The sequence below is a fragment of the Serratia marcescens genome (genome assembly GCF_001902635.1).
Lineage (GTDB): Bacteria > Pseudomonadota > Gammaproteobacteria > Enterobacterales > Enterobacteriaceae > Serratia > Serratia marcescens_F.
In genome coordinates, this window is sequence record NZ_MJAO01000030.1 from 35,129 (window position 1) to 53,652 (window position 18,524).

Annotated in this window: 17 protein-coding genes; 2 read left to right on the forward strand and 15 right to left on the reverse strand. The window is 46.4% G+C overall.

Going from position 1 to position 18,524, the window contains the following annotated elements; translation table 11 throughout:
* Positions 1-162: 162 nt before the first annotated feature.
* Positions 163-405: a phosphopantetheine-binding protein gene (locus tag BHU62_RS21860; protein ID WP_073534539.1), complete on the forward strand. Its 243-nt coding sequence runs from the start codon at positions 163-165 to the stop codon at positions 403-405.
* Between the two features lie 169 nt (positions 406-574).
* On the opposite strand, the gene BHU62_RS21865 is transcribed toward BHU62_RS21860, so the two are convergent.
* The 14 genes from BHU62_RS21865 to BHU62_RS21930 form a co-directional block, all read right to left on the reverse strand.
* A complete protein-coding gene (locus tag BHU62_RS21865; RefSeq protein WP_171971344.1) occupies positions 575-1,813 on the reverse strand; it encodes a condensation domain-containing protein in 1,239 nt (412 codons plus the stop codon).
* A 36-nt stretch (positions 1,814-1,849) separates the two neighbouring features.
* Positions 1,850-3,697: an ABC transporter ATP-binding protein gene (locus BHU62_RS21870; protein WP_073534541.1), complete on the reverse strand. Its 1,848-nt coding sequence runs from the start codon at positions 3,695-3,697 to the stop codon at positions 1,850-1,852.
* A gap of 36 nt (positions 3,698-3,733) precedes the next feature.
* Complete coding sequence (locus BHU62_RS21875; protein WP_073534542.1) at positions 3,734-4,801, reverse strand: hypothetical protein; 1,068 nt, start codon at positions 4,799-4,801, stop codon at positions 3,734-3,736.
* Entirely contained in the window at positions 4,794-5,888 is a 1,095-nt protein-coding gene (locus BHU62_RS21880) for a hypothetical protein (RefSeq protein ID WP_073534543.1), read from the reverse strand. The genes BHU62_RS21875 and BHU62_RS21880 overlap by 8 nt, the downstream gene beginning before the upstream one ends.
* Positions 5,885-7,198 carry an AMP-binding protein gene (locus tag BHU62_RS21885; RefSeq protein ID WP_073534544.1) on the reverse strand — a complete coding sequence of 438 codons (1,314 nt, stop codon included), beginning with the start codon at positions 7,196-7,198 and terminating at the stop codon, positions 5,885-5,887. Before BHU62_RS21885 ends, BHU62_RS21880 begins: the two co-directional genes overlap by 4 nt.
* Positions 7,199-7,344: 146 nt before the next feature.
* A complete protein-coding gene (locus BHU62_RS21890) occupies positions 7,345-8,163 on the reverse strand; it encodes a 5'-nucleotidase, lipoprotein e(P4) family (RefSeq protein WP_073534545.1) in 819 nt (272 codons plus the stop codon).
* Between the two features lie 8 nt (positions 8,164-8,171).
* On the reverse strand, positions 8,172-9,194 hold the full coding sequence (locus BHU62_RS21895) for a nucleotidyltransferase family protein (RefSeq protein ID WP_073534546.1): 1,023 nt from the start codon (positions 9,192-9,194) through the stop codon (positions 8,172-8,174).
* A gap of 100 nt (positions 9,195-9,294) precedes the next feature.
* A complete protein-coding gene (locus BHU62_RS21900; protein ID WP_073534547.1) occupies positions 9,295-10,440 on the reverse strand; it encodes a hypothetical protein in 1,146 nt (381 codons plus the stop codon).
* Positions 10,437-11,738 (reverse strand): glycosyltransferase, encoded by a 1,302-nt coding sequence (locus BHU62_RS21905; RefSeq protein ID WP_073534548.1) that lies wholly within the window; start codon positions 11,736-11,738, stop codon positions 10,437-10,439. Before BHU62_RS21905 ends, BHU62_RS21900 begins: the two co-directional genes overlap by 4 nt.
* A 17-nt stretch (positions 11,739-11,755) precedes the next feature.
* Positions 11,756-12,100 (reverse strand): hypothetical protein, encoded by a 345-nt coding sequence (locus BHU62_RS21910; protein WP_236720702.1) that lies wholly within the window; start codon positions 12,098-12,100, stop codon positions 11,756-11,758.
* 155 nt (positions 12,101-12,255) lie between these two features.
* A complete protein-coding gene (locus BHU62_RS21915) occupies positions 12,256-12,741 on the reverse strand; it encodes an NUDIX domain-containing protein (protein ID WP_201788376.1) in 486 nt (161 codons plus the stop codon).
* Positions 12,719-13,255: an AAA family ATPase gene (locus BHU62_RS21920; RefSeq protein WP_073534551.1), complete on the reverse strand. Its 537-nt coding sequence runs from the start codon at positions 13,253-13,255 to the stop codon at positions 12,719-12,721. The genes BHU62_RS21915 and BHU62_RS21920 overlap by 23 nt, the downstream gene beginning before the upstream one ends.
* A 15-nt stretch (positions 13,256-13,270) precedes the next feature.
* Entirely contained in the window at positions 13,271-14,188 is a 918-nt protein-coding gene (locus BHU62_RS21925; protein ID WP_073534552.1) for a bis-aminopropyl spermidine synthase family protein, read from the reverse strand.
* A 148-nt stretch (positions 14,189-14,336) separates the two neighbouring features.
* A complete protein-coding gene (locus tag BHU62_RS21930) occupies positions 14,337-15,401 on the reverse strand; it encodes an NAD-dependent epimerase/dehydratase family protein (RefSeq protein WP_073534553.1) in 1,065 nt (354 codons plus the stop codon).
* 1,314 nt (positions 15,402-16,715) lie between these two features.
* Between BHU62_RS21930 and BHU62_RS21935 the strand changes: the two genes are divergently transcribed.
* Positions 16,716-17,060: a winged helix-turn-helix domain-containing protein gene (locus BHU62_RS21935; protein ID WP_073534554.1), complete on the forward strand. Its 345-nt coding sequence runs from the start codon at positions 16,716-16,718 to the stop codon at positions 17,058-17,060.
* Positions 17,061-17,594: 534 nt separating this feature from the next.
* Here the strand turns inward: BHU62_RS21935 and BHU62_RS21945 are convergent.
* On the reverse strand, positions 17,595-18,488 hold the full coding sequence (locus BHU62_RS21945; RefSeq protein WP_236720703.1) for a winged helix-turn-helix domain-containing protein: 894 nt from the start codon (positions 18,486-18,488) through the stop codon (positions 17,595-17,597).
* Between the last annotated feature and the right edge of the window lie 36 nt (positions 18,489-18,524).

The window sequence follows — 18,524 nt, forward strand, 5'->3', positions numbered from 1 at the left end:
GCACTTATATGCGCCGAATCCGGTTGATAGTTTGATTGCTCACTCTCAGCGACTTTAGCGTCTTGTCACAAAACCTGTACAGTGATATTGTGCGGCAATAGCTTGACCAATTTTTTATCACCAATCACAATATTCCGGATTATTTCTAATATAAGAGTTTAGATGATGATAGACGTAAAGGAAGTTTGCGAGCAGATCTCCATTCTTGTACCCGACATTACTGTACAGCCAGATGATAAATTGGACGAAAGCGGGATTGATAGCATGACGTTGGTGCGATTGGTTCTGCAGCTTGAAAGTTTTTTTGATGTTGTGATCCCGGATGCGTTGTTGGGGGCGGAAACATTCAAGACTCCGCGCAACATTACCGAGGCTTTAAATAGCAGTAAAGATAACAGCCTGTAGTTTTCAAGTGCGAAAACCAAAGGCTCGAATAGGGCAGTGTGGGCACCCATCTTGCGCTCCGAGAGCGGAAAGATAACGCCGTCACTGCCAATATCAGCGCCTTTAGTCGTCAGCTCATGCCGTTCTTCTCGTTAGTCCCGTTTCTGTGGCTATCTTTATTCTGGCCAGGTTAAACAGGCATGCTGGTCATGATCTGTGCTATTTGCTGCAGTTGTTCTTTTCTGTACGCGGCAGAGGAATGTGACCAGTCCATAGTGACGATACCGTCTTCAACAGAAAAAATAAGCGATATATGAGAATATGCCGAATGGTCAATGGGGATCCGTGACGGTATTTTGGCAACTCGTGACAATTTATTCATACTTTGGTATGAACTGGAAATATGCCCAATAAAATTAATTTTAAACTGTGGGGATGGAATGTGCTGGAATAACTCATTGACCCTGGCGTTTCCCTTCTTATACTTCCCTAACAGGTAGCCGTATTTAGGCGGTGCCGCTGATCTTATCCCCGCAATGTCCTGAGCTATATTCAATAGCGTTCCCGAGGGCCTTTCAATAAAGAGTGGCCAAAAAGATGCGTAAGGGCCGACGGATGATCTATCTTTGAGTGAGTCTCGGCCATTGTTCCACAGTTCTATAGCCAGAGACGGTGACGATGTAAACTCATAAACGGCCAGGTTGAGCTTGGCCAGCAGAAGATCGATTAATGTGACAGATCCCCCTACCGCAGAAAGAAGCGCCTGGCTTGCTGACGGCGAAAACCTCTGCGTCCAGTTAGCCCTTGTTGCCGGCTTGTTTTCCTGGTGAATAAATGCGGGGACCCGTGCAGACTGCCCCCAGTCGGTCTCTAGCCAGTAAGGAATGTCGTTATGGAAATCGTTGTAAAAATAGTGAGACACTTCCTCAGTCCAATCTAGGAAACGGCATTTTGGTAAGGCGTTGGTTTTATTGTAAAGCAGCTTCCACAGGCAGGCTTCTATATTTCTCAACGAAAGCTTGTCGTAAACCAGATGATTGCCGATAAATAAGATCTTACGCTCTGCTCCTTTCTTTATAAGTATAAATCGGCTTAATGGACCATTGGCGACGTCGAGATGGCAACTGTAATCATAAAGAATGCGGTTGGTCGCCTCCGTGAACGATTCATTTTCATCACACTCCAGTTCGCCATAACGGCTGGAAATATCGTGTTCCTTCAGAAAGGCTTGCCACTCTCCGGATGATTTTTCAAAGGTGCTGCTTAATGCAGGGAATAACTCAAAAATGCCTTGCACGGCCTGCTTCACCTGCTGTTCGGGGACATCTTCAGGTAACGCATAGATAATTCCTATGTTTTTATGCCCCACTCGTGAGATGACTTCATTCTCAAGCATGCTATATTGAAACGGTGCGATATTTATCATCATTATTATACCCATTAATTATTAGATTGGTTTTATATATCAATGATATCCGCCGGACTGGAGTTTCCATAACCGACTATAAATACCTTTCATTTCCAACAATTGCTGGTGAGTGCCTTGCTCTACGATTTCTCCTTTACGCAAAACGATCAGCCGGTCCATAGACGTTACGGTAGAGAGACGGTGAGCTATCATAACCACGGTTTTGTCTTTCATCTTTGCAAGGATCTCTTGCTGAATAGCCGCTTCGCTTTCGCTGTCCAAAGCAGAGGAGGCCTCGTCAAAGAGGTAGATGGAAGCGTCTTTTAGCATCACGCGCGCAATCGCTATGCGTTGCCGCTGACCACCAGACAGCTTGATTCCCCGTTCGCCAACATAGGCATCGAGTCCTTTGCGCTTCTTCTTATCTTCCAGCTCAGCGATGAACTCATCGGCTCTGGCGAGCTTCACCGCTTTTTCAATATCTTCCTGGCTGACATCGTCCCTGCCCAGCACAAGATTATCCCTGACGGAACGGTGAATTAATCCGCCGTCTTGCGTGACCGCGACGACAGCGTTGTGGAGCGAAACCTGCGTCACTTTGGCGATGTCTTGCCCATCCATTAAAATTCGGCCAGCGCTCGGGTCGTATAGCCGCAGCAGCAAATTGAAGATGGTCGTCTTACCCGCCCCGGATGGCCCAACGATGGCGACTTTTTCTCCCGGTTTAATCGTGAGAGATAAGTTGTTTATGGTTTTCTTACTCGCGCGATAGCCGAAACAGACGTTTTCGAACGTGACGCCACCTCCCGATATTTTTAGCTCCGTTGCATCGGGATCATCGGTAATAACAAGCGGTTTCGCCACGAGTTTGACCGCGCTCTGCAAACTGCCCACATGACGCATTAACTGATTAAGCTGCGCCAATAAACCCGAAAGCATAGCGTTTAACCGCAGTACCAAGCCCAATGTGAACGCAATTGCCCCTGCGGTCAGGACGCCATTGGACCAACTCACAAATGAAATCCAGGCTGTCATGGCTATCATCAGGCTGGATAGCAAAGTCACCAAATTTGTCGCGTTAGAAATATGGCCGCTTAGCTGCTTCGTATCGGAATAGTACTCATCAAAGCTATTTCTAACAAAGCTTGAACCTTGCCCGTAAGAGCCAAACAGTTTCAGCGTAATGATATTGGCGAAGTTATCGACGATAGCCCCTTTGACTCTTGAGCCGCTATCAGAGTGCTGAACGGCATATTTACGTATCTTAGGCACGTAAAAGAAGGCAATAACGGCATATGCACTGACCCATAGCAGCAAGACCCCACCGATCATGGGTTCGGTCTTACCGACCAGGAATACGGTGGTGAGCGTGTAGATGATAATGAACCACAGGGTTTGGATCAGCGTGTTGACCAGATTTCCGATAGCCCCCCCGGTTTCCCACACCTTGCGTTCAACGGAGCCGGCTAAATGGTTGTTGAAAAACTCCATGCCTTGCTTGGCCACATAGGTATAAGCCTGCCAACGAACCATCATGCAGAAACTTAATGTAAACGTCAGGTTCTGGATCAACGACAACAGCCAGGTAAACAACGTTCGCGCGAAAATAATTATGAGCGCCATGATCATGAGTTCGACGCCATAATTTTTTGTCAAAACAGACAAATCTTGTGGTGATTTGTCAAGCATGTCAATGATACGGCCGATGAAATAAAACATTCCGGCTTCTATGCCGGCGACCAAACCGCTTAGTATCAACATTAAAAGAACAGGCAGCTTTGCCAATTTCAAATAATGAAGAATGAATTTTATGGGAGAGTTTGGCGGCATCTCTCCTTGGGTGTTGAAGGGTTTTATCCAGTCGGCGAACCAATCATTAATTTTTATTTTCTTATGTATGCTCATAATCTACACTTCAGCTCAATTGCATTCCAAATAAATTTAAATTAGCTTCAAAAGCCATAGATCAAAAATCTCGCGATAGAACATATCATTGTGAACCATCAGAGTGGCCGAGCGAGCATCGCGACAAAACATCTCTGCTCCCAATGGATCAAACGGCGTCATGACATATTTCGAGCCTAGCGCGTCTTCCAGCAGAGAGGCGGCATGACGAATATTCCGCGACACTTCCGTTTTAATCACATTCAGGGACGCGCTGCGAGCATGATCGGCAGCGCCATAGTTTTTATTCAGCGTGTCCTGAATCAGGCACCTGTTGGTATATTCCAAAGCGACGGCCTGGGCGATGCGGTTGCTGAAAAGCTCACTGGACACTTTCTCCTTTAACGCGCTTTTCGGCGTCCTGGCGCCGTTCCTGACCCTGGCAAGAACACCGCTCAGACCGCCGTTGTATGACGACATCCAGCCTATGTGCCCGATGGGCACAAAAGTGGAGGCAAAGACCGATGAAACCTTGCCGATCACCTGTTGCGGGTCAATCACGGTGTCGATACTGATAGGGCCGCTGCACGTCGAGCGGTTATTACTTAAATGGAATCCCTCTACAGCAGTGACCGACGCTTTGGGCAACAAGACCAGGTAGCGTTCCCTGGCCGTTTGATCTTTATACTTCATCGAAACTGCAAAAAAGTCCGCATGCGTCCGGTAACTGCATACCGGCGCTTCACGCAGGACCCGTAGCCGATCGTTCTCTTGTGCAAGCGAATTGATTGCATCTGCATATTCAGAGGTTGCTGAGGCGATAAGAGACTGTGAAGCCTGCAGCCGTTCGTATAACGGCTCGTCCAGCTGGCGGATCGCGTTGCATTGTTGGTTATGCATGACCCAGCAAAGGGATGCCGAGACAGAAAATCCGCCAATAAGGCTGGCGATTTCACTGAATGCACAGGCGGACTCATGGTCAACGATGAGGTGATAAAGTAGGTCGCTGTCTTTTAATGCCTTGAAATAGTCCGCGGGAAATTTTCCCTGATGATCGCAGCGCTGGAAGTACTCCAGGGTGAAGCTCTGCAATAGCGAGTCGTGTTTTTTAAGTCTGTTAGTCAACGATCATCTCCTCGGCGGGTTTTCTCAGGAGAAAATTCGCCAGGCCGGTGTTGGCCGCATAGGCGCCGCAGTTAGGCAGTTTCAAGACATCGCCGGGGCATAGCCGCGGCAATGACGTATCCAGCGTGAAGTAGTCGGCAGGCGTGCAGAGCGGGCCATAAATTGCCGTGGGCAATAACGCCTCACCATGCTTGCCCTCTGCGACGTAAAAACCCGGCTGGTGCCGCATCAGACGCCCGCTGGCCGATAATCCATTCAGTATGTTCACCCCAGCGCTGACGATCAGTATTTGCTGACCGTCACGCTCCTTGACGTCTAAAACTTCAGTTTCAAAAGTGCCGCAGGAGGCAACCAAATATCGGCCAAACTCAAAACATGCCTCGACATCGGTCAAAACGCCTGCCACCGTTTCCGATGAAATCGGCGACATGCCTGATTGCATAAATGGCCACGCTAAACCGCCGCCATAGTTCACATACTGCAATCGATAACCAATAATCGACTCTATTTCTTCAGCCAGTTTGTTCGTTTGATAAATAGATGCCCTAAAGTTGTTTTCATCAACCTGAGTACCATTATAAATGTGGATGCCATATACAGCGACGTCATGCTCAGATATGTACCTTCTCACTTCATCTGGCGTGATGCCGAATTTTGAGTTTGGCATCATCATATTCAGGCGGCCACTTTTACCGGGGGAGAAAATACGCAGAATACGGTTAAGCGCGTTCCCCGTTAGCTCCTCAACGCGCGCAAGCCGCTCAAGTTCGGTGAGTGACTCCAGGCTGAAATATCGCACGCCTTGCTCAGCGGCGGAATAAATGTCCGCGAAGGTTTTTCCCGGCCCGCCATAGACGATCAGCGAGGGCTCAAAACCTGCCTTCAGCGCCGCATCCAGTTCACCCAGTGAGGAAACTTCCGCCCTCAATCCCAGGCTCGCAATAAACCTCAGAATCTCTTCATGTGGGTTTGGCTTGACAGAGTAATAAATCGTTTTATCTGTAAGGACCTGCTTTAATTCATGGTAGCGCGCTTTGATTTCTTTGAGACTATAAATAAATCGCGTCGTAGGATGGTCAATATTCACTCTGGCCTCTTCGATTTATAGTTTGCCGTCCAATCCAGGTGGGTAACGATACTAATGGTGATCTTGCTGGCGATCGTGCCGAGTCTCTTCAACAATGATTGGCGAATATATTGCGGCGTTATCTGTTCCTCAACGATGCACTGTAAGTAGCATCCTAATCCATCCGCCGAAGCCTTGCATGTTTTTACTCCGGGCACAGATAATGCCGCATTTTCTATCTCTATGGGGTTTGTTCTTTGCCCCAATATCTTAATTTGCGCGTCTCGCCGGCCGGCAATATACAAGAAACCATCGTTATCGATAGAGCCTAAATCACCGGTGTTTAACACGCCATTAAAATCGATTCTGCTCACTTCACCCGAAGAGGCGAATGCCAATACCCCAAGCGCGACATTCTTACCAGAGACAATAATCTCTCCCACCCCTTGAGCATCCGGGTTGTCGATAACCACTTTCGCGCAGGAAATCGCGCGCCCCACGGACTCTTTGATGTTGGGGGCTTCCTCCGGCAGCAAAATGCTCACGCGTTTGCATTCCGTCAGGCCATACATGGTATAAAACTTAGCGTTATTAAATAAATCAGTAACTTGAGTAATAAGGCCGCTTGAGATGGACTCACCCGTTGACGTGATTTTTTTTACCGAACTTCCGTTGAAGCGTCGTCCCGCCATTGAGAGTAACGCCGTAACCATCGAAGGAACGAGAGGTAATACCGAGATCTGCACACTGTCAATATGACTGACCGAGGCCATCGACAATCCTTCATCGACAAGGCAAAGGGTCGCGTCGGCATTCTTTGTCAGCAAGTATTGATAAAAGCCGTAATCGAAGGCCATCGGTAAAAAATTCACCACGCGGTCTTCATGACAATAATCTAGCCTTTCTTGTATGGAAAGCACCGCTGCATTGACATTTTCAGAAGAGAGAAAAACAAGCTTCTTTTCACCCGTCGATCCGGACGTGAAGAAACAGAGTTCCGCCACCGCCAACCAATCTGACACAGAATCATCATGTGATTGGGTAAAAACATCGATTTGTCCATCTTTATAAACCGCAACGGAAAATGGCAGGGAGTTAATCAGGCTTGTAAGAACACCGAACTCGATTGACGCGGGAAGAGGAATAAATGGGATATTTAACAGCCGGGCCGCTTCATAACAGTAAATGTAATCTATTTTTTTTTGTGACCAGCAGCAGACCGCAAAAACCTGTTTTTTTCCATTAATGAGAGACGACACTACCTGGCTTTTGAGCATGATGTCATGCCAATTAAGCTCTGTGTCTTTAGCCGTTATAATTTTCAAGGTCATCACCCTATACTTTATGTTGTAATAGTTATCCTGAATGGATAAGGGCCGAGATGCTGCGTTTTTAGCGCGGATTGCCGGGCGTTTTGCGCATCAGTCGTCGTTCTGCATCAGGACATATATCACTGTAACTGCAGGTAAAGTAAAGGTTACGGCTGTTTACTCCGGTAATCCGCATCACGGATAAGCTTTAATCGCGCCTCTGTTTTCTCCTGCACGTTTAATCCCGGGTATTTATCGGTCAATACGTTTTCCCATGAGCCGTACATCGGATTTGGCATGATAATAAACTGACGGCCGAATTTTGGTGCATTTTCACTGACTGCACGTTTTCTTGCCGACTCCTTCTTGCGATAAAAGTCACTGCCAAAATCGTCCAGGTTATCGCCAAGATAAACCACAATGTCATAACCGGCATCGGAAATCTTATTGAAGCGCTGCTGTTTATTGGCCATGTCATCTCTAAGCAGCAGGGTTTTAGAAGAAACCTGAGGGAATCCTACTTTTATAAGGTTATTCATCGTATGCAGATAGTCAGTCTGTTTTCTATTCGATACATAGAAAACCTCACCGCCCTGACGGATGACATAATTGGCGAAGACGATTGCGCCGGGAACCGGTTTGGCGGACTCTTTCCCAATCCACTCATTCCAGTTCCGCTTACTGTATAGTTCCCCAGTCTGAACTTTATGAGCTTCATAAGGCGCATTGTTCATGATGGTCTCATCGATATCGACGACGACCGCTTTCTTTTTTCCAGGTTCGGATTCTGCCTGATCAAAGGCGTATCTGGCCATATTGAATGCTTGTGTCACCAAAGCATAGTATTCAGCCGAGTTTTGCACCCATAAGACGGCGCTGGTATTTTGCCTAGCCAAAACCGTTTCGCTCTCATGAGCAGTTTGGCTGCACCCTAACAGCAAGAGCGTTAAAGCTGGGAGCATGCAACGGAGCGTATTTTTTTTCATGCTGTTTATTATCCTTGCGCCCTGCTTGCCAATTTGAATTGTTCTATCATCTCTTTTGAATCTTTCTTGAAGCTCTTCGCCATGTAAGAAAATAGATTGAACGCAGACGTACTATTAATATCAGCCAACGTAATCTGATGCTTGAGTAAAGCATCCGTATCACCTGACAAGAGTGCAGAGATATCCCGTTCCAACGTTACATGTTCGCTGATCTCAGAGAATGTCGGTTCAGGGTTATTTTTTCTCAACAAGATAAGGTCTAAATAACTCAGAAGGAACGGGGAGCGTCCTTGAAGTGAGTTGATAAATCGTGTTTCTCGGTAAAGATGGAACATCGTATCTAAGTAAAGATAAGAGCCGCTAAGGCAGCGAATCCCTTCAATCATTTCTGTATCGGCATTATTCAGTGTAAATTCATCAGCTTGTGAGTGGCTATGCCAACAAGATGTAAAAGCCAGATCGACAACGACGGGCACGCCGTCAACTAACTTCACCATATGAGGGTGATGATCTGGACTTAAGCGATATTTGATCAGATCAAATCGGGAGTGGTTGATGATTTTTTGGTTGGTGTGATCATAGATGCCTTCAACAAACCCGTGGGAATACAGGATTTCCAGATATTGATTTATGTCGGCGCCAATAATCAAAAGGTCAAGGTCATTGTAATTTCTGTGGGTAGGGTCTTTATAGAGAGAGGTCAAAGCGTGACCTTTTCTTACCGCATAATGTAATCCATGTTCGTCAAAACTGTTATGAAGGGCTGACATCTCACATAACTTGGTTTCTTGTTCGCGCCTGATATGCGCAACATATGACGAAAGCATATAATACATTTGCCGGGTAAGTTTACCGATTGCATCGTTCTTACATATAATGTCAAACCAGATGGGAATGAGCTTATGCTTTCCGAGGAAGTGCAAGTCGGCTGAAACGACATCGTCAAAACCATCCAGGCTCTCATTCCCGAGATAGTTTTTGATAATATCACGAGCGACGCGCATGTTTTTTATATCGGCAGAGGTATTCATTAAATTTCCTTGAAAATGAATAAACACGGGTGTTAAACGGTTCTGATTTATCCTGATGCTCAGGAATGGCGAGTTATAATATTAATTGCCATGGCAATGACTATTTCCATTCGTTAATAAGAGCATGCGCAATGGCGACGGGGTTACCTGATACCGTAAACGCAGGGATCTTTTCTATAATGGAATGCAGGTTTTCGAGAGCCTGCGAGTTAATTTCATGAATATCTTCGCCTAAAATATCGACCAACCCATAGCGGTAGGTGTCTGAAAGCGAGTTGCGCAATTGCTGGGATGCGCGTTCAAAGGCTTCATTCGCCGGTAAGTGGGCGAGATGGCATGCGTCTTCTTCAGGAACGATGCGCGGGAAGATAATGGCATCTATCGAGAGCTGGCTATCAAACTCCGCAGCAAACATTTGGGTGAATTCTGACGGTGTGAGCAAGTATTTGCCCTTTCTGACATACCCCTCTCGGTGTTTGAAGTCTTTCTTGTCTGATGCCGAGGGAACAACACTGCTCAGGCACGCCAGAGTCCCTGCTCCTACAGAGATCCCACCTCCCGGCCAACCCACTGCATGGGCAGTATCACTCTGATTTTTCAACAGAGTAATATCTGAACTGATGAACTTTCCTTCATCAGCAAGAGCGGCAAGCAAAGAGGCCATCGTTGTTTTCCCTGCACCGCTATCGCCGACAAACAGGAAGCCTCTGGAGCCAAAGCCAGAAGCGGAGGCGTGAATAGGAAAATAGTTTATTGATTGATATGTTCTGAACACAATTTCACGCAGCAGACGAATACCAGGCTTTTGATATTCCAGTACGTTGTCTTTGTAGTCCGGTGTGATAACGCAGTATTCTTGTCTGGAGGCCGATCTCAGTATCAGATGACGAATACCCCCTCTGGACTCCAGTATGTCGCCCGATGCGTCTTGAAAAATAACCTCATAATAGTTATCTGGGTGGAACTCAACCCTTTTCTCGACGCGGTATTCTGCGGCAACGTTAAGAGCATGGAAAAAGAGTTCATTGCTGTGAGAATATACAATCTTTACATTGTCCATCGCTGACTGTGAGCCGATCTCAGCGCATGAAGCAAAAAAATACTCATTGAGTGCAGCAAGGAAGTCGTCCCTTTCACACTGGATCAAGGCTTTGATGCCATAAATATCGACTTCACGTAAATGGTGGCACGCTTGCGCGGAAAGATTTATCAGTTCGTTAACTTTGGCAGAGGCCATATTCATCATCCCTTATTCTTTTTTAAGCTATTTTTAATGCACGAAAATGTGCGTTCTAAAAGCATGACCCAGGGAACGAACGACTGAACGATTGGATAGGCTAATAGGATGAGTGTGGACTTGACCGGCTTGTTACCTAGAAAACGATTCTTATGCTCAATGAAGAAATAGGGGAAAGCATATGAACTCAGGATGTATGCGGCATAGGATAATAGGCTAAGAATGAAAATGCCTTTATCGATGAAAATACTTGTTCCAAGAATAAAGATAACTGGCCCACGCAGGCACCAAATCAGCAGATAATACATTCTGAATAGAATGTAATTTACCCTATGCATCCAGTTTAGCGCTTTAAAATCAAGCAGCTGATACATTTCCAGATAAGATGAACACCAGAATTTTTTCTGATTTAAATCGGCAGCCGCTCCGGCCACTTGTTCTACGCGTAAAAAGGTATCCAGTAATGTCACGCTGCAACCTTTTGCACAGAACAAGCAAGACGTTGCCAGATCATCAACGCTACAGTTTTCGGCAAAACCACCGACTGAATCAATCAATGAATATTTGATAATGGAACCATTAGCGGTATACCAGAATTTTTCCTTTAGCGCCTTTCCCTTTGCATTTAACTCTTCGCGTTGTATAAACCTTGTGCGCTCATTAGACAGCATAAAGTAATTCTGCCAGTGAGCCGCGATGTTATCATAGCTATGGTCATTCTGGTCGGCATGATAGATACACTGGGCCTGGGCAATATCGGATTCGGCGGCGGCGACAAAATCTGCAACGCACGCAAAGAAATTCCGGTCTAATACTGCATCGACGTCCAGGAACAAGATATAGTCCCGTGGGGCAAGCTGATGGTTTTCCGCAAGATACTGGCATGCGTAATTCAGCTGCCCAGAACGCTTGCACTCACCGGCGTAGCGTATCACGTCAAACCTGGACGAGAATGAGGAATATGCCGGCTTGCCAAGCGTTTCGCGAGCCACATCCCATGTAAATTGGCCGGAATTATTATTTTTTATCTCGGTATCATTACAGACAATAACTGCATGGGTTAATGCGTCTTGATGGTCTGCGAGGCGCTGTGTTAAATGCGAGATGAACAGAGGAATGCGTTCTTGCTCATTCAGCGCAGGGATGACTATAAATAACTTGGCTTTGCTTTCTGGTTTTTCTTTTTTTACCGTGTCGCTGACTTTTATGGGATGGTTGCTTTTACTCAGCCTCAGTATTCCTTTTATGTTTATGCTTATTCTCAACCATATAATCACCAGAGAGATATAGACCAAAGCAATATGCATACTCTTTGCATCCTTTTTTATTGTCTCTTACGTATTGCATCAACACATGAAGGATAATCTGTTACGACAACTGTCTTCCTCATGTATTCCTTGTTATCTTTTAGAAATAATCTCAATTTCTTTTCATAGTGATATGAAAAATTAAGAAGTTGAATGGTGTTGCGTATTGTTTCTGTGGGTTGCTTGCCTTGTAATTTTGACAGTATATATCTTTTAACTAATCTGAAGCTTCTGAGCCGGTAGCGGGTTTCTACCTTCAAAATCAAGTCACATTCATTCAGTATCTTAACCATTCTTTGATCGTATGCACCCTCTACGATCCAGCTCTCTTCATTGAGAATGCCTTTAATTTTCTGAGCCATGATATCTCCGCTGTTTCTAACGAAAACCGGCCCGCTAAGGTTCCAATAAACCTCGTCGAATTCATAATTAGGAATACCGAGCGTGTCAGACAACGCTCGGGATATGGTTGACTTACCGGCTCCAGACGGCCCCAGAATGCAGATTTTCATCGTTTTTAGTTGACATCACCCAGGTACACCGGGGAGAGTGGCGGGAATTTCTTTTCTTTGATTAATGATCGCAGCGCTGCAGGGAAGAGCGGCGTCTGTTCCAGTGCAGCCAGATCTATCCACTGTGCGGCAATTTGATGCCTGTCAGAATGAATGTCCAGGTGGAGCATATCGCTTTCATTATCAAGCAATGTAGCAAGGAACATCATTTCTAGTTGATGGACGTCACGATCAAAATCGGCGAATTCATGATTTTTACCAATGTATTCCCTGATAAAAACCAATTCTCCCGGTGTTATTTCATAACGGCTTTCTTCGCGACACTCTCTGATAAGCGTTTGAGTGAGCGGCTCGCCAAATAATTGACCGCCTCCAGGTAGAGTGAACCACTCATCTGATTCAGAACGGTATTTTATCAATAAGATTTTTTCGTGATGAATAATAATTGCTTTTGCTGAGATTCTAATATTATTCTGCTGGTTTTCGCTCACGTAGCATACTCCTGTACAATGGCGTGTTTGACTCATGTACTTGCCGAACATTGATGCCTTCTGCCTGCATGACCTGAGCAGCCAGTTCTAACGCTTTCCACCAATTATAGAGGAATTCCTCGTTAAACAGCCCCTCATCCCCTCTTTTCTTGAGGCCCCATCGTGAAGTCTCATATGACGACATCATGAATATCATCAGTTCAGGTCTTACATTTAGGCCTTTATAAAATTCTTTCTCAATTTTATAAAACGCATCCACGCTAAATTTACCCTGCAAAGCCATTTTAAAGGAGATGGTTGAGCAGAACGATCTGTCCAGAATGGAATCTCTCAACTTTTTCGCCTGTTCTATTTTATAAATATCATTGCGAATAAAGTCTGGCTCGCCATATTCCTCACGCACCAGGTCTGGCAAGAGCAGTTCTGATAAATGTTCGATTTTATACTTTTCACTGAGTCGTAACCCCAGGGTTGTTTTACCAACCCCGGGCAATCCGTCAATAGACACGATCATTTACAAGCAGCCCGATTAGGCGGGAACTTTGATTAGCCTGACAAGGCTTTCTGTAAACGCAAGTTGGAAACCGCGAGTAATTGCTTGAGAGCGGGAGTATTGGCCTGCGCCACAGTACTGATTAAATCTGGGAATAACATCGGTTGCGATGGTATTGTACTTCAGCATTGTTTCGTAAAACTTTTTGCTTTTCGGCAGATATTCCGGCTGAGCGAAGGTGTAAATAACCCCCTCATCCTTGATCAGTGCGGATGCGTTCCGTAAAAAGACATCGAGCACGTCTTTGGAAGGATCGCACCATACCAAGTCTGCCTGTTGGCGGAGATGGGCAGGGAGTTCGTTGAAGGCATTATACTCTATGGTATGCAAGTTCTTCAGACCATGCTTTTGAGCGCAGGCGTCCAGGCTTGATAAAAGCTGTTTGTCGATATCTAACGCGTAAACGTCGGCGTCAGGATAAAGATATGCCGCGACAATGCTCGTCAGATCGTCATCACCTAAGAAATAAAGCTTTTTACCTTTGAGCGTGTCACGCGTTGCAGCATATAAAATACGACGCACGCTGGTATCGGGAGTGACAAAGTTTTGGTTAAACTGACTCTCCGGCTCAGAAAGCTCGTGAAATATGTTTTCCAGAAATTGCAATGCTCGCTCGTAGGTGGCCAGCTCACCGATTGGCGGAAGCAGCCCTACCTTCAATTCCATGCCTATCTTTTCTTTGTCCTGAGTGGCCGCGCTTTCAGAATGGCTAACGGGCAGACTTTCGCTTTCCTGATAACCTTCTTGCTGCAGATGGCGAATCCCTCGTTGTACCGCCGCATCTGTCATGCCGCCATAGAAAACCAATTCAGAGCATGTAAGCTTGCCGCGGGCTTCTATCAAGGATTTTATTTTAATAGCTGCGGCTTCAGGTGACAGCGATTGATATCCCATTTATGAATTCCTTTATTATGGTCCAGTGGTAATGTAACAACGTTAGTTATCGTTGCATTAAAATTATTCTGCAGTTTTTTCAGTGTTCGATTTACAGATTCTGCTCTTTTGGCGCGTTATTGCTCACGCTGAATTATCGTCTGAATATTTACTTGAAGTCGTTCCAGGCTTTCCCTTTGTGTGATGAGTAATACTCAATGGTCTTTTTGATCCCATCGCTTGGTGAGACAAAGCTATTGATATCAACGTCGAGATGCGACAGTGTCGACAAATTGGCAATCACTTTGTTACTGAGCGACCTGACGATCGCACTTGTGGCAAAGGAAAGTCGCTCCGGGTTTTTCTCCGCAGGCAGCATTGCGCTGATGGTATCGTTTAATTTTAATTCATTGTCAGTCGACAGCAGCGGGGTGTTATTCTCACCTGGGCGCATTGGCAGATGGGCAATATTAACTTTTTTGAATCCTAGATCTGCGACATTCTTCTGCACCAACTCTGCCACTTCCAGAACGGTGAGCGGGCTATTGGAGCCAATCTCAAGGCAGTGTTCTCTCGCCCCGGTTTTCATCACTGATTCCAGTTCCAGAACAATGATCTTGGCGACATCTTCAACGTAAACAATGTCAGAGACTTGCCGGCCATCACCGTAGATTTCAATATCCCGTCCTGTCAGCGCCCGGCAAATAAATGATGGCATGATTTTTCGTACACTGCTTGTCCCAAAGGGAGCGGCAACGGATTGTCCAGGACCATATGTGTTCACAATTCGAATATTCGAAATCTGAGTCCCTCTTTCCGTATTGTACATCTGAACAAAACGTTCCATCATATTTTTTGTGATGGAGTAGGTGTTATTCATCCACCAGTTGCCCACTGTGATATTCACGCCAGGGACAGCATAGTGCGCGGCGGCTTCCAGTACATTCATTCCGCCGACGATGTTTGTTTTAACAGCAGATTCCGGGCTTTTGATCGTTTCCTGCGTTCCCAAAACGCCGGCTAAATGTATAAAGCCATCGACTTCTGACATTGCCTGATGAATGGCGGCAGGGTCGGTAATAGAACCATATACATACTCGACTCTGTCTTGGGGGGTGAGGTTGTCACTCTTCAGTTTTCTATCGAAAATGGCGACAGCATGATTTTTATTTAGCAGTTGTTGCACCACATGCTGACCAATAAATCCATTGCCGCCAGTGACAAGAACTTTCATAGATTACATCCTTGGTTTTTCTAGTATTAACTATAATATTTATAGTGTGTTTTTACGATTTGCTCTCGGGTGCTCACGGTACCCGATAATAAAATGATTCATCACTTGCCGACGGTTCCTGGCCGGCAGATTCTATTTTCCCGGCGTTGCCTGATTTGCCGGACACGTCACCGCCTGTGCGGGTTGTCAACGGCCTTGCCGGTGGCGGTTCTTAGCGTTACCGCTGCATGCTTTAGCGGTCAGCGGTATTCGCATATGAAAAGCCGGCTCAGGTGATGTCGGTTTCATGTGCTTTGGCCGGTCACTGTGCGAGGGGGCGGCTTTATTATCGCCCGGTATTTGCCTGTTTCCGGTGCCGGCGGCTGATGTCAAAACGGGAAATGAATTACGGGGCCATATTTATCGATATCGGTTATCCAGTCTGTGATGAATAAACACGCTACCGCCCTCCCAATGATGTTCAGGATACCGACCTTTTCCGAAGTCCGCTTTTCACTGCACAGCCTGCCATTCATTCAATTTGCTTATGAACCATTTTAATGGTAACAAATATCATTTGCAATAATGGTTTCGTAAGTTTCTAATTTGAAACAACTGCCCGATCGGTGGGCTTTCACTGAGAGCGTTGCCGCCATCTATTTAATGGAAATTTGCTTATGAGAGCATGGGGGGAGTTGACCCCCGCGCCGCTATTTTACGGCCTCTCAGCCGTGCCGGGCCGAGCTGGCGTTCCCGTTATCCAAGGGGCTTTGTCTGTTTAGAAAGGCCATCAATGTCATTGACATACCCCTGCATCATTTTCCGCCTTCCGTCTGAATGCTGTGCACAGTGATTGTGCCGTCAGTGCAGTTTTTATCCGCATGGATTAACGGCATCGCGGCCCGGACAGTATTAAAACCCTGGCTAATGAGGATGGGTATTTAGGGTATGCCGGTGGATCGCCCGGCTATCATGCTGATACGTTTTAGCACCGTATTAATCGCGGCTGTGTTCATCGATCTGCGGTTATTCAATGTCGGGCATGCCCGTTGATATTGAGTATTACGAGAGCGAGGTGATTTAAGTGCCGTCAAAATTTAGCGGCCAATTTAACTGAACGTTTGCGGCGTTTTTTCATTCGGCTTTCAGCGATCGTTCATCGTGCATTATTCAGATCAAATACACGCCAGGCTGTAGCATGTAGTGCGATCGCGCGAACGCTCGTAAGTTTCTTGGCTGCGGTAAGGCTCGGTTACGGCAACCCGGTAAGGCATGGCTGCCCAGGTTGATCCGGTGTAGGCAGCCGTGTGATATCGGCAGCGAAATTCCGCTCTGGTGCGCAACAATAACCTGGTGCTTTCCCGCGAAACGCTGCTGACGCAGGTGTGGGAGGCACATGACCAGGTCGCTTCAGGCAACAACCTCAACAACACCATTTCGATTCTGCGTAAGGCGTTCTCTTCGCTCGGCGAGGTGGACCTGGGGCGCCTGAAAAGCCTGTTAGAACAAAAAAATATCCCCTGTAATGTGCCAGCGACCGTTTTGTATTACGACAGTAAATCGGTTGCACCGAACACGTTGGGGTTGGTCAGAGCCTCTTATTTCTATTACTGCCCGCAGGCTGAAATGGCCACTGGCAAGGTGCAATGTGAGAATTATTATGAACACTGGGCGCAGTAGTCGCATGCGGCGTTATGGCTATCTTCTTCTACTGATGGCGGCGGCGTTATGTTACGGGATTTCGGGGTATTTTCTGTTGCTTAAGCCCCGAGTGCCGGAATGCCGAGCGGTACTGCGCTTAACCGATCAGGTTTCCGACAGACTTATACAGGGAGCGCTGTTGATAAGCGTAGTGCCCCATGGGCCGAGAGGCGTTGCTTTGCAGCTTAACGGTAGCGTCTTTGACGGTGGCACCCGCTATGTTGTCGACCGCGTTCTGACGATGGATTACCACAAGCAAGGTGAGAATTACACGTTGCGCCTGAAGGAGACATTCAAAAAAACCGCAGGATAGCTTAGCGGAAGACGAGCTGAATCGGCGATTACCGATGTCGGCGCCGATACTGCATTGGCATATTGAACAAATCGACCACCGCCATTACCTCTTTAGCGGTAACTATGCTCCATTTTTCGTTTGCGCTACGAGTGGAGAATAATTCCCCCCGGCAGCGCCGGGGAGATGGTTTGATGCCCTTGGGGGAAATATTGTGGAATTTAAGGTTGTTGGTTATCGATATAGTTTTTGATACAGGGGCTGTTGCCGGCCTTTGGGCAATAGGTAAGCCATTGTTCGTTTTTTCCCTCGCCCTCATTGCGGATATTATCGTAGTAATAAACATCGGCGTGAGTTTGGCAGCTGAAACCGACGGCTTGTATTATTTGTTTTATTTTACTTAAATTACTACGGCCTAATGTCATGCTGTAGATTTGGCAATTCTCGTAACTTCCGAGCGGATAAACATTAATGCGTGTGCTGTTTTGATACAGTACGACGGCGGCAAAAGGCACCAAGCAAGCCGCCATGATCATCACTAATCTCTGTAGCGAACGCCGTAGGCCCGGATGTTTACTTTCTGACGGTTGGAGAGTCGCGTATTCCTGTTTACTATCATCATTTTTATTATATTCCTCCTTTTCTACATCCACCTCATGAATGTTAGCGGCGCTGAATTTGAATCCCTGGCGGGGATAGGTCACGATAATGTCTTCTACACCACACTGCGCCAATGATTTGCGCAGGCCGGAGACATAATTATTCAGGTTGTTATTCGATGCTTTCAGGCCATGTTCAACCCAAACTTCATTAAACAACCTGTCACGCAGTAGCCGTTTTTCATTGTTTCTAATGAATAATGATAACAACCTGGCGCTGGGTTTAAGTAGAGATGTTTTATTGCTGGCATTATCAATATGCGCAAGTGTGCCCATTTTTGCAACATGCCAGGCGCATGAGAAAAAGGCGGTTGACCCTGCAAGAAACGAGAGTCGACAAAACGCTATGGCGATGGTTGGATAGCTAGCGCTGGCCCGCAGGGTGAGGCCTTTGGCCGAATAATCGAACGTAGTTCGATGGAGAGTCCGTACCCCAGAAAGCGAAAAACCCGCCATCGGCGGGTTCTTCTAAATATGGTGCCCGGACTCGGA

Coding starts and splice junctions, on each gene's coding strand:
- BHU62_RS21865 (WP_171971344.1), bottom strand. CDS start 1,813: ATGATGATAAATATCGCACCGTTTCAATATAGCATGCTTGAGAATGAA.
- BHU62_RS21890 (WP_073534545.1), bottom strand. CDS start 8,163: ATGAAAAAAAATACGCTCCGTTGCATGCTCCCAGCTTTAACGCTCTTG.
- BHU62_RS21900 (WP_073534547.1), bottom strand. CDS start 10,440: ATGATGAATATGGCCTCTGCCAAAGTTAACGAACTGATAAATCTTTCC.
- BHU62_RS21860 (WP_073534539.1), top strand. CDS start 163: ATGATGATAGACGTAAAGGAAGTTTGCGAGCAGATCTCCATTCTTGTA.
- BHU62_RS21920 (WP_073534551.1), bottom strand. CDS start 13,255: ATGATCGTGTCTATTGACGGATTGCCCGGGGTTGGTAAAACAACCCTG.
- BHU62_RS21870 (WP_073534541.1), bottom strand. CDS start 3,697: ATGAGCATACATAAGAAAATAAAAATTAATGATTGGTTCGCCGACTGG.
- BHU62_RS21925 (WP_073534552.1), bottom strand. CDS start 14,188: ATGGGATATCAATCGCTGTCACCTGAAGCCGCAGCTATTAAAATAAAA.
- BHU62_RS21930 (WP_073534553.1), bottom strand. CDS start 15,401: ATGAAAGTTCTTGTCACTGGCGGCAATGGATTTATTGGTCAGCATGTG.
- BHU62_RS21885 (WP_073534544.1), bottom strand. CDS start 7,198: ATGACCTTGAAAATTATAACGGCTAAAGACACAGAGCTTAATTGGCAT.
- BHU62_RS21945 (WP_236720703.1), bottom strand. CDS start 18,488: ATGGCGGGTTTTTCGCTTTCTGGGGTACGGACTCTCCATCGAACTACG.
- BHU62_RS21910 (WP_236720702.1), bottom strand. CDS start 12,100: ATGGCTCAGAAAATTAAAGGCATTCTCAATGAAGAGAGCTGGATCGTA.
- BHU62_RS21905 (WP_073534548.1), bottom strand. CDS start 11,738: ATGCATATTGCTTTGGTCTATATCTCTCTGGTGATTATATGGTTGAGA.
- BHU62_RS21895 (WP_073534546.1), bottom strand. CDS start 9,194: ATGAATACCTCTGCCGATATAAAAAACATGCGCGTCGCTCGTGATATT.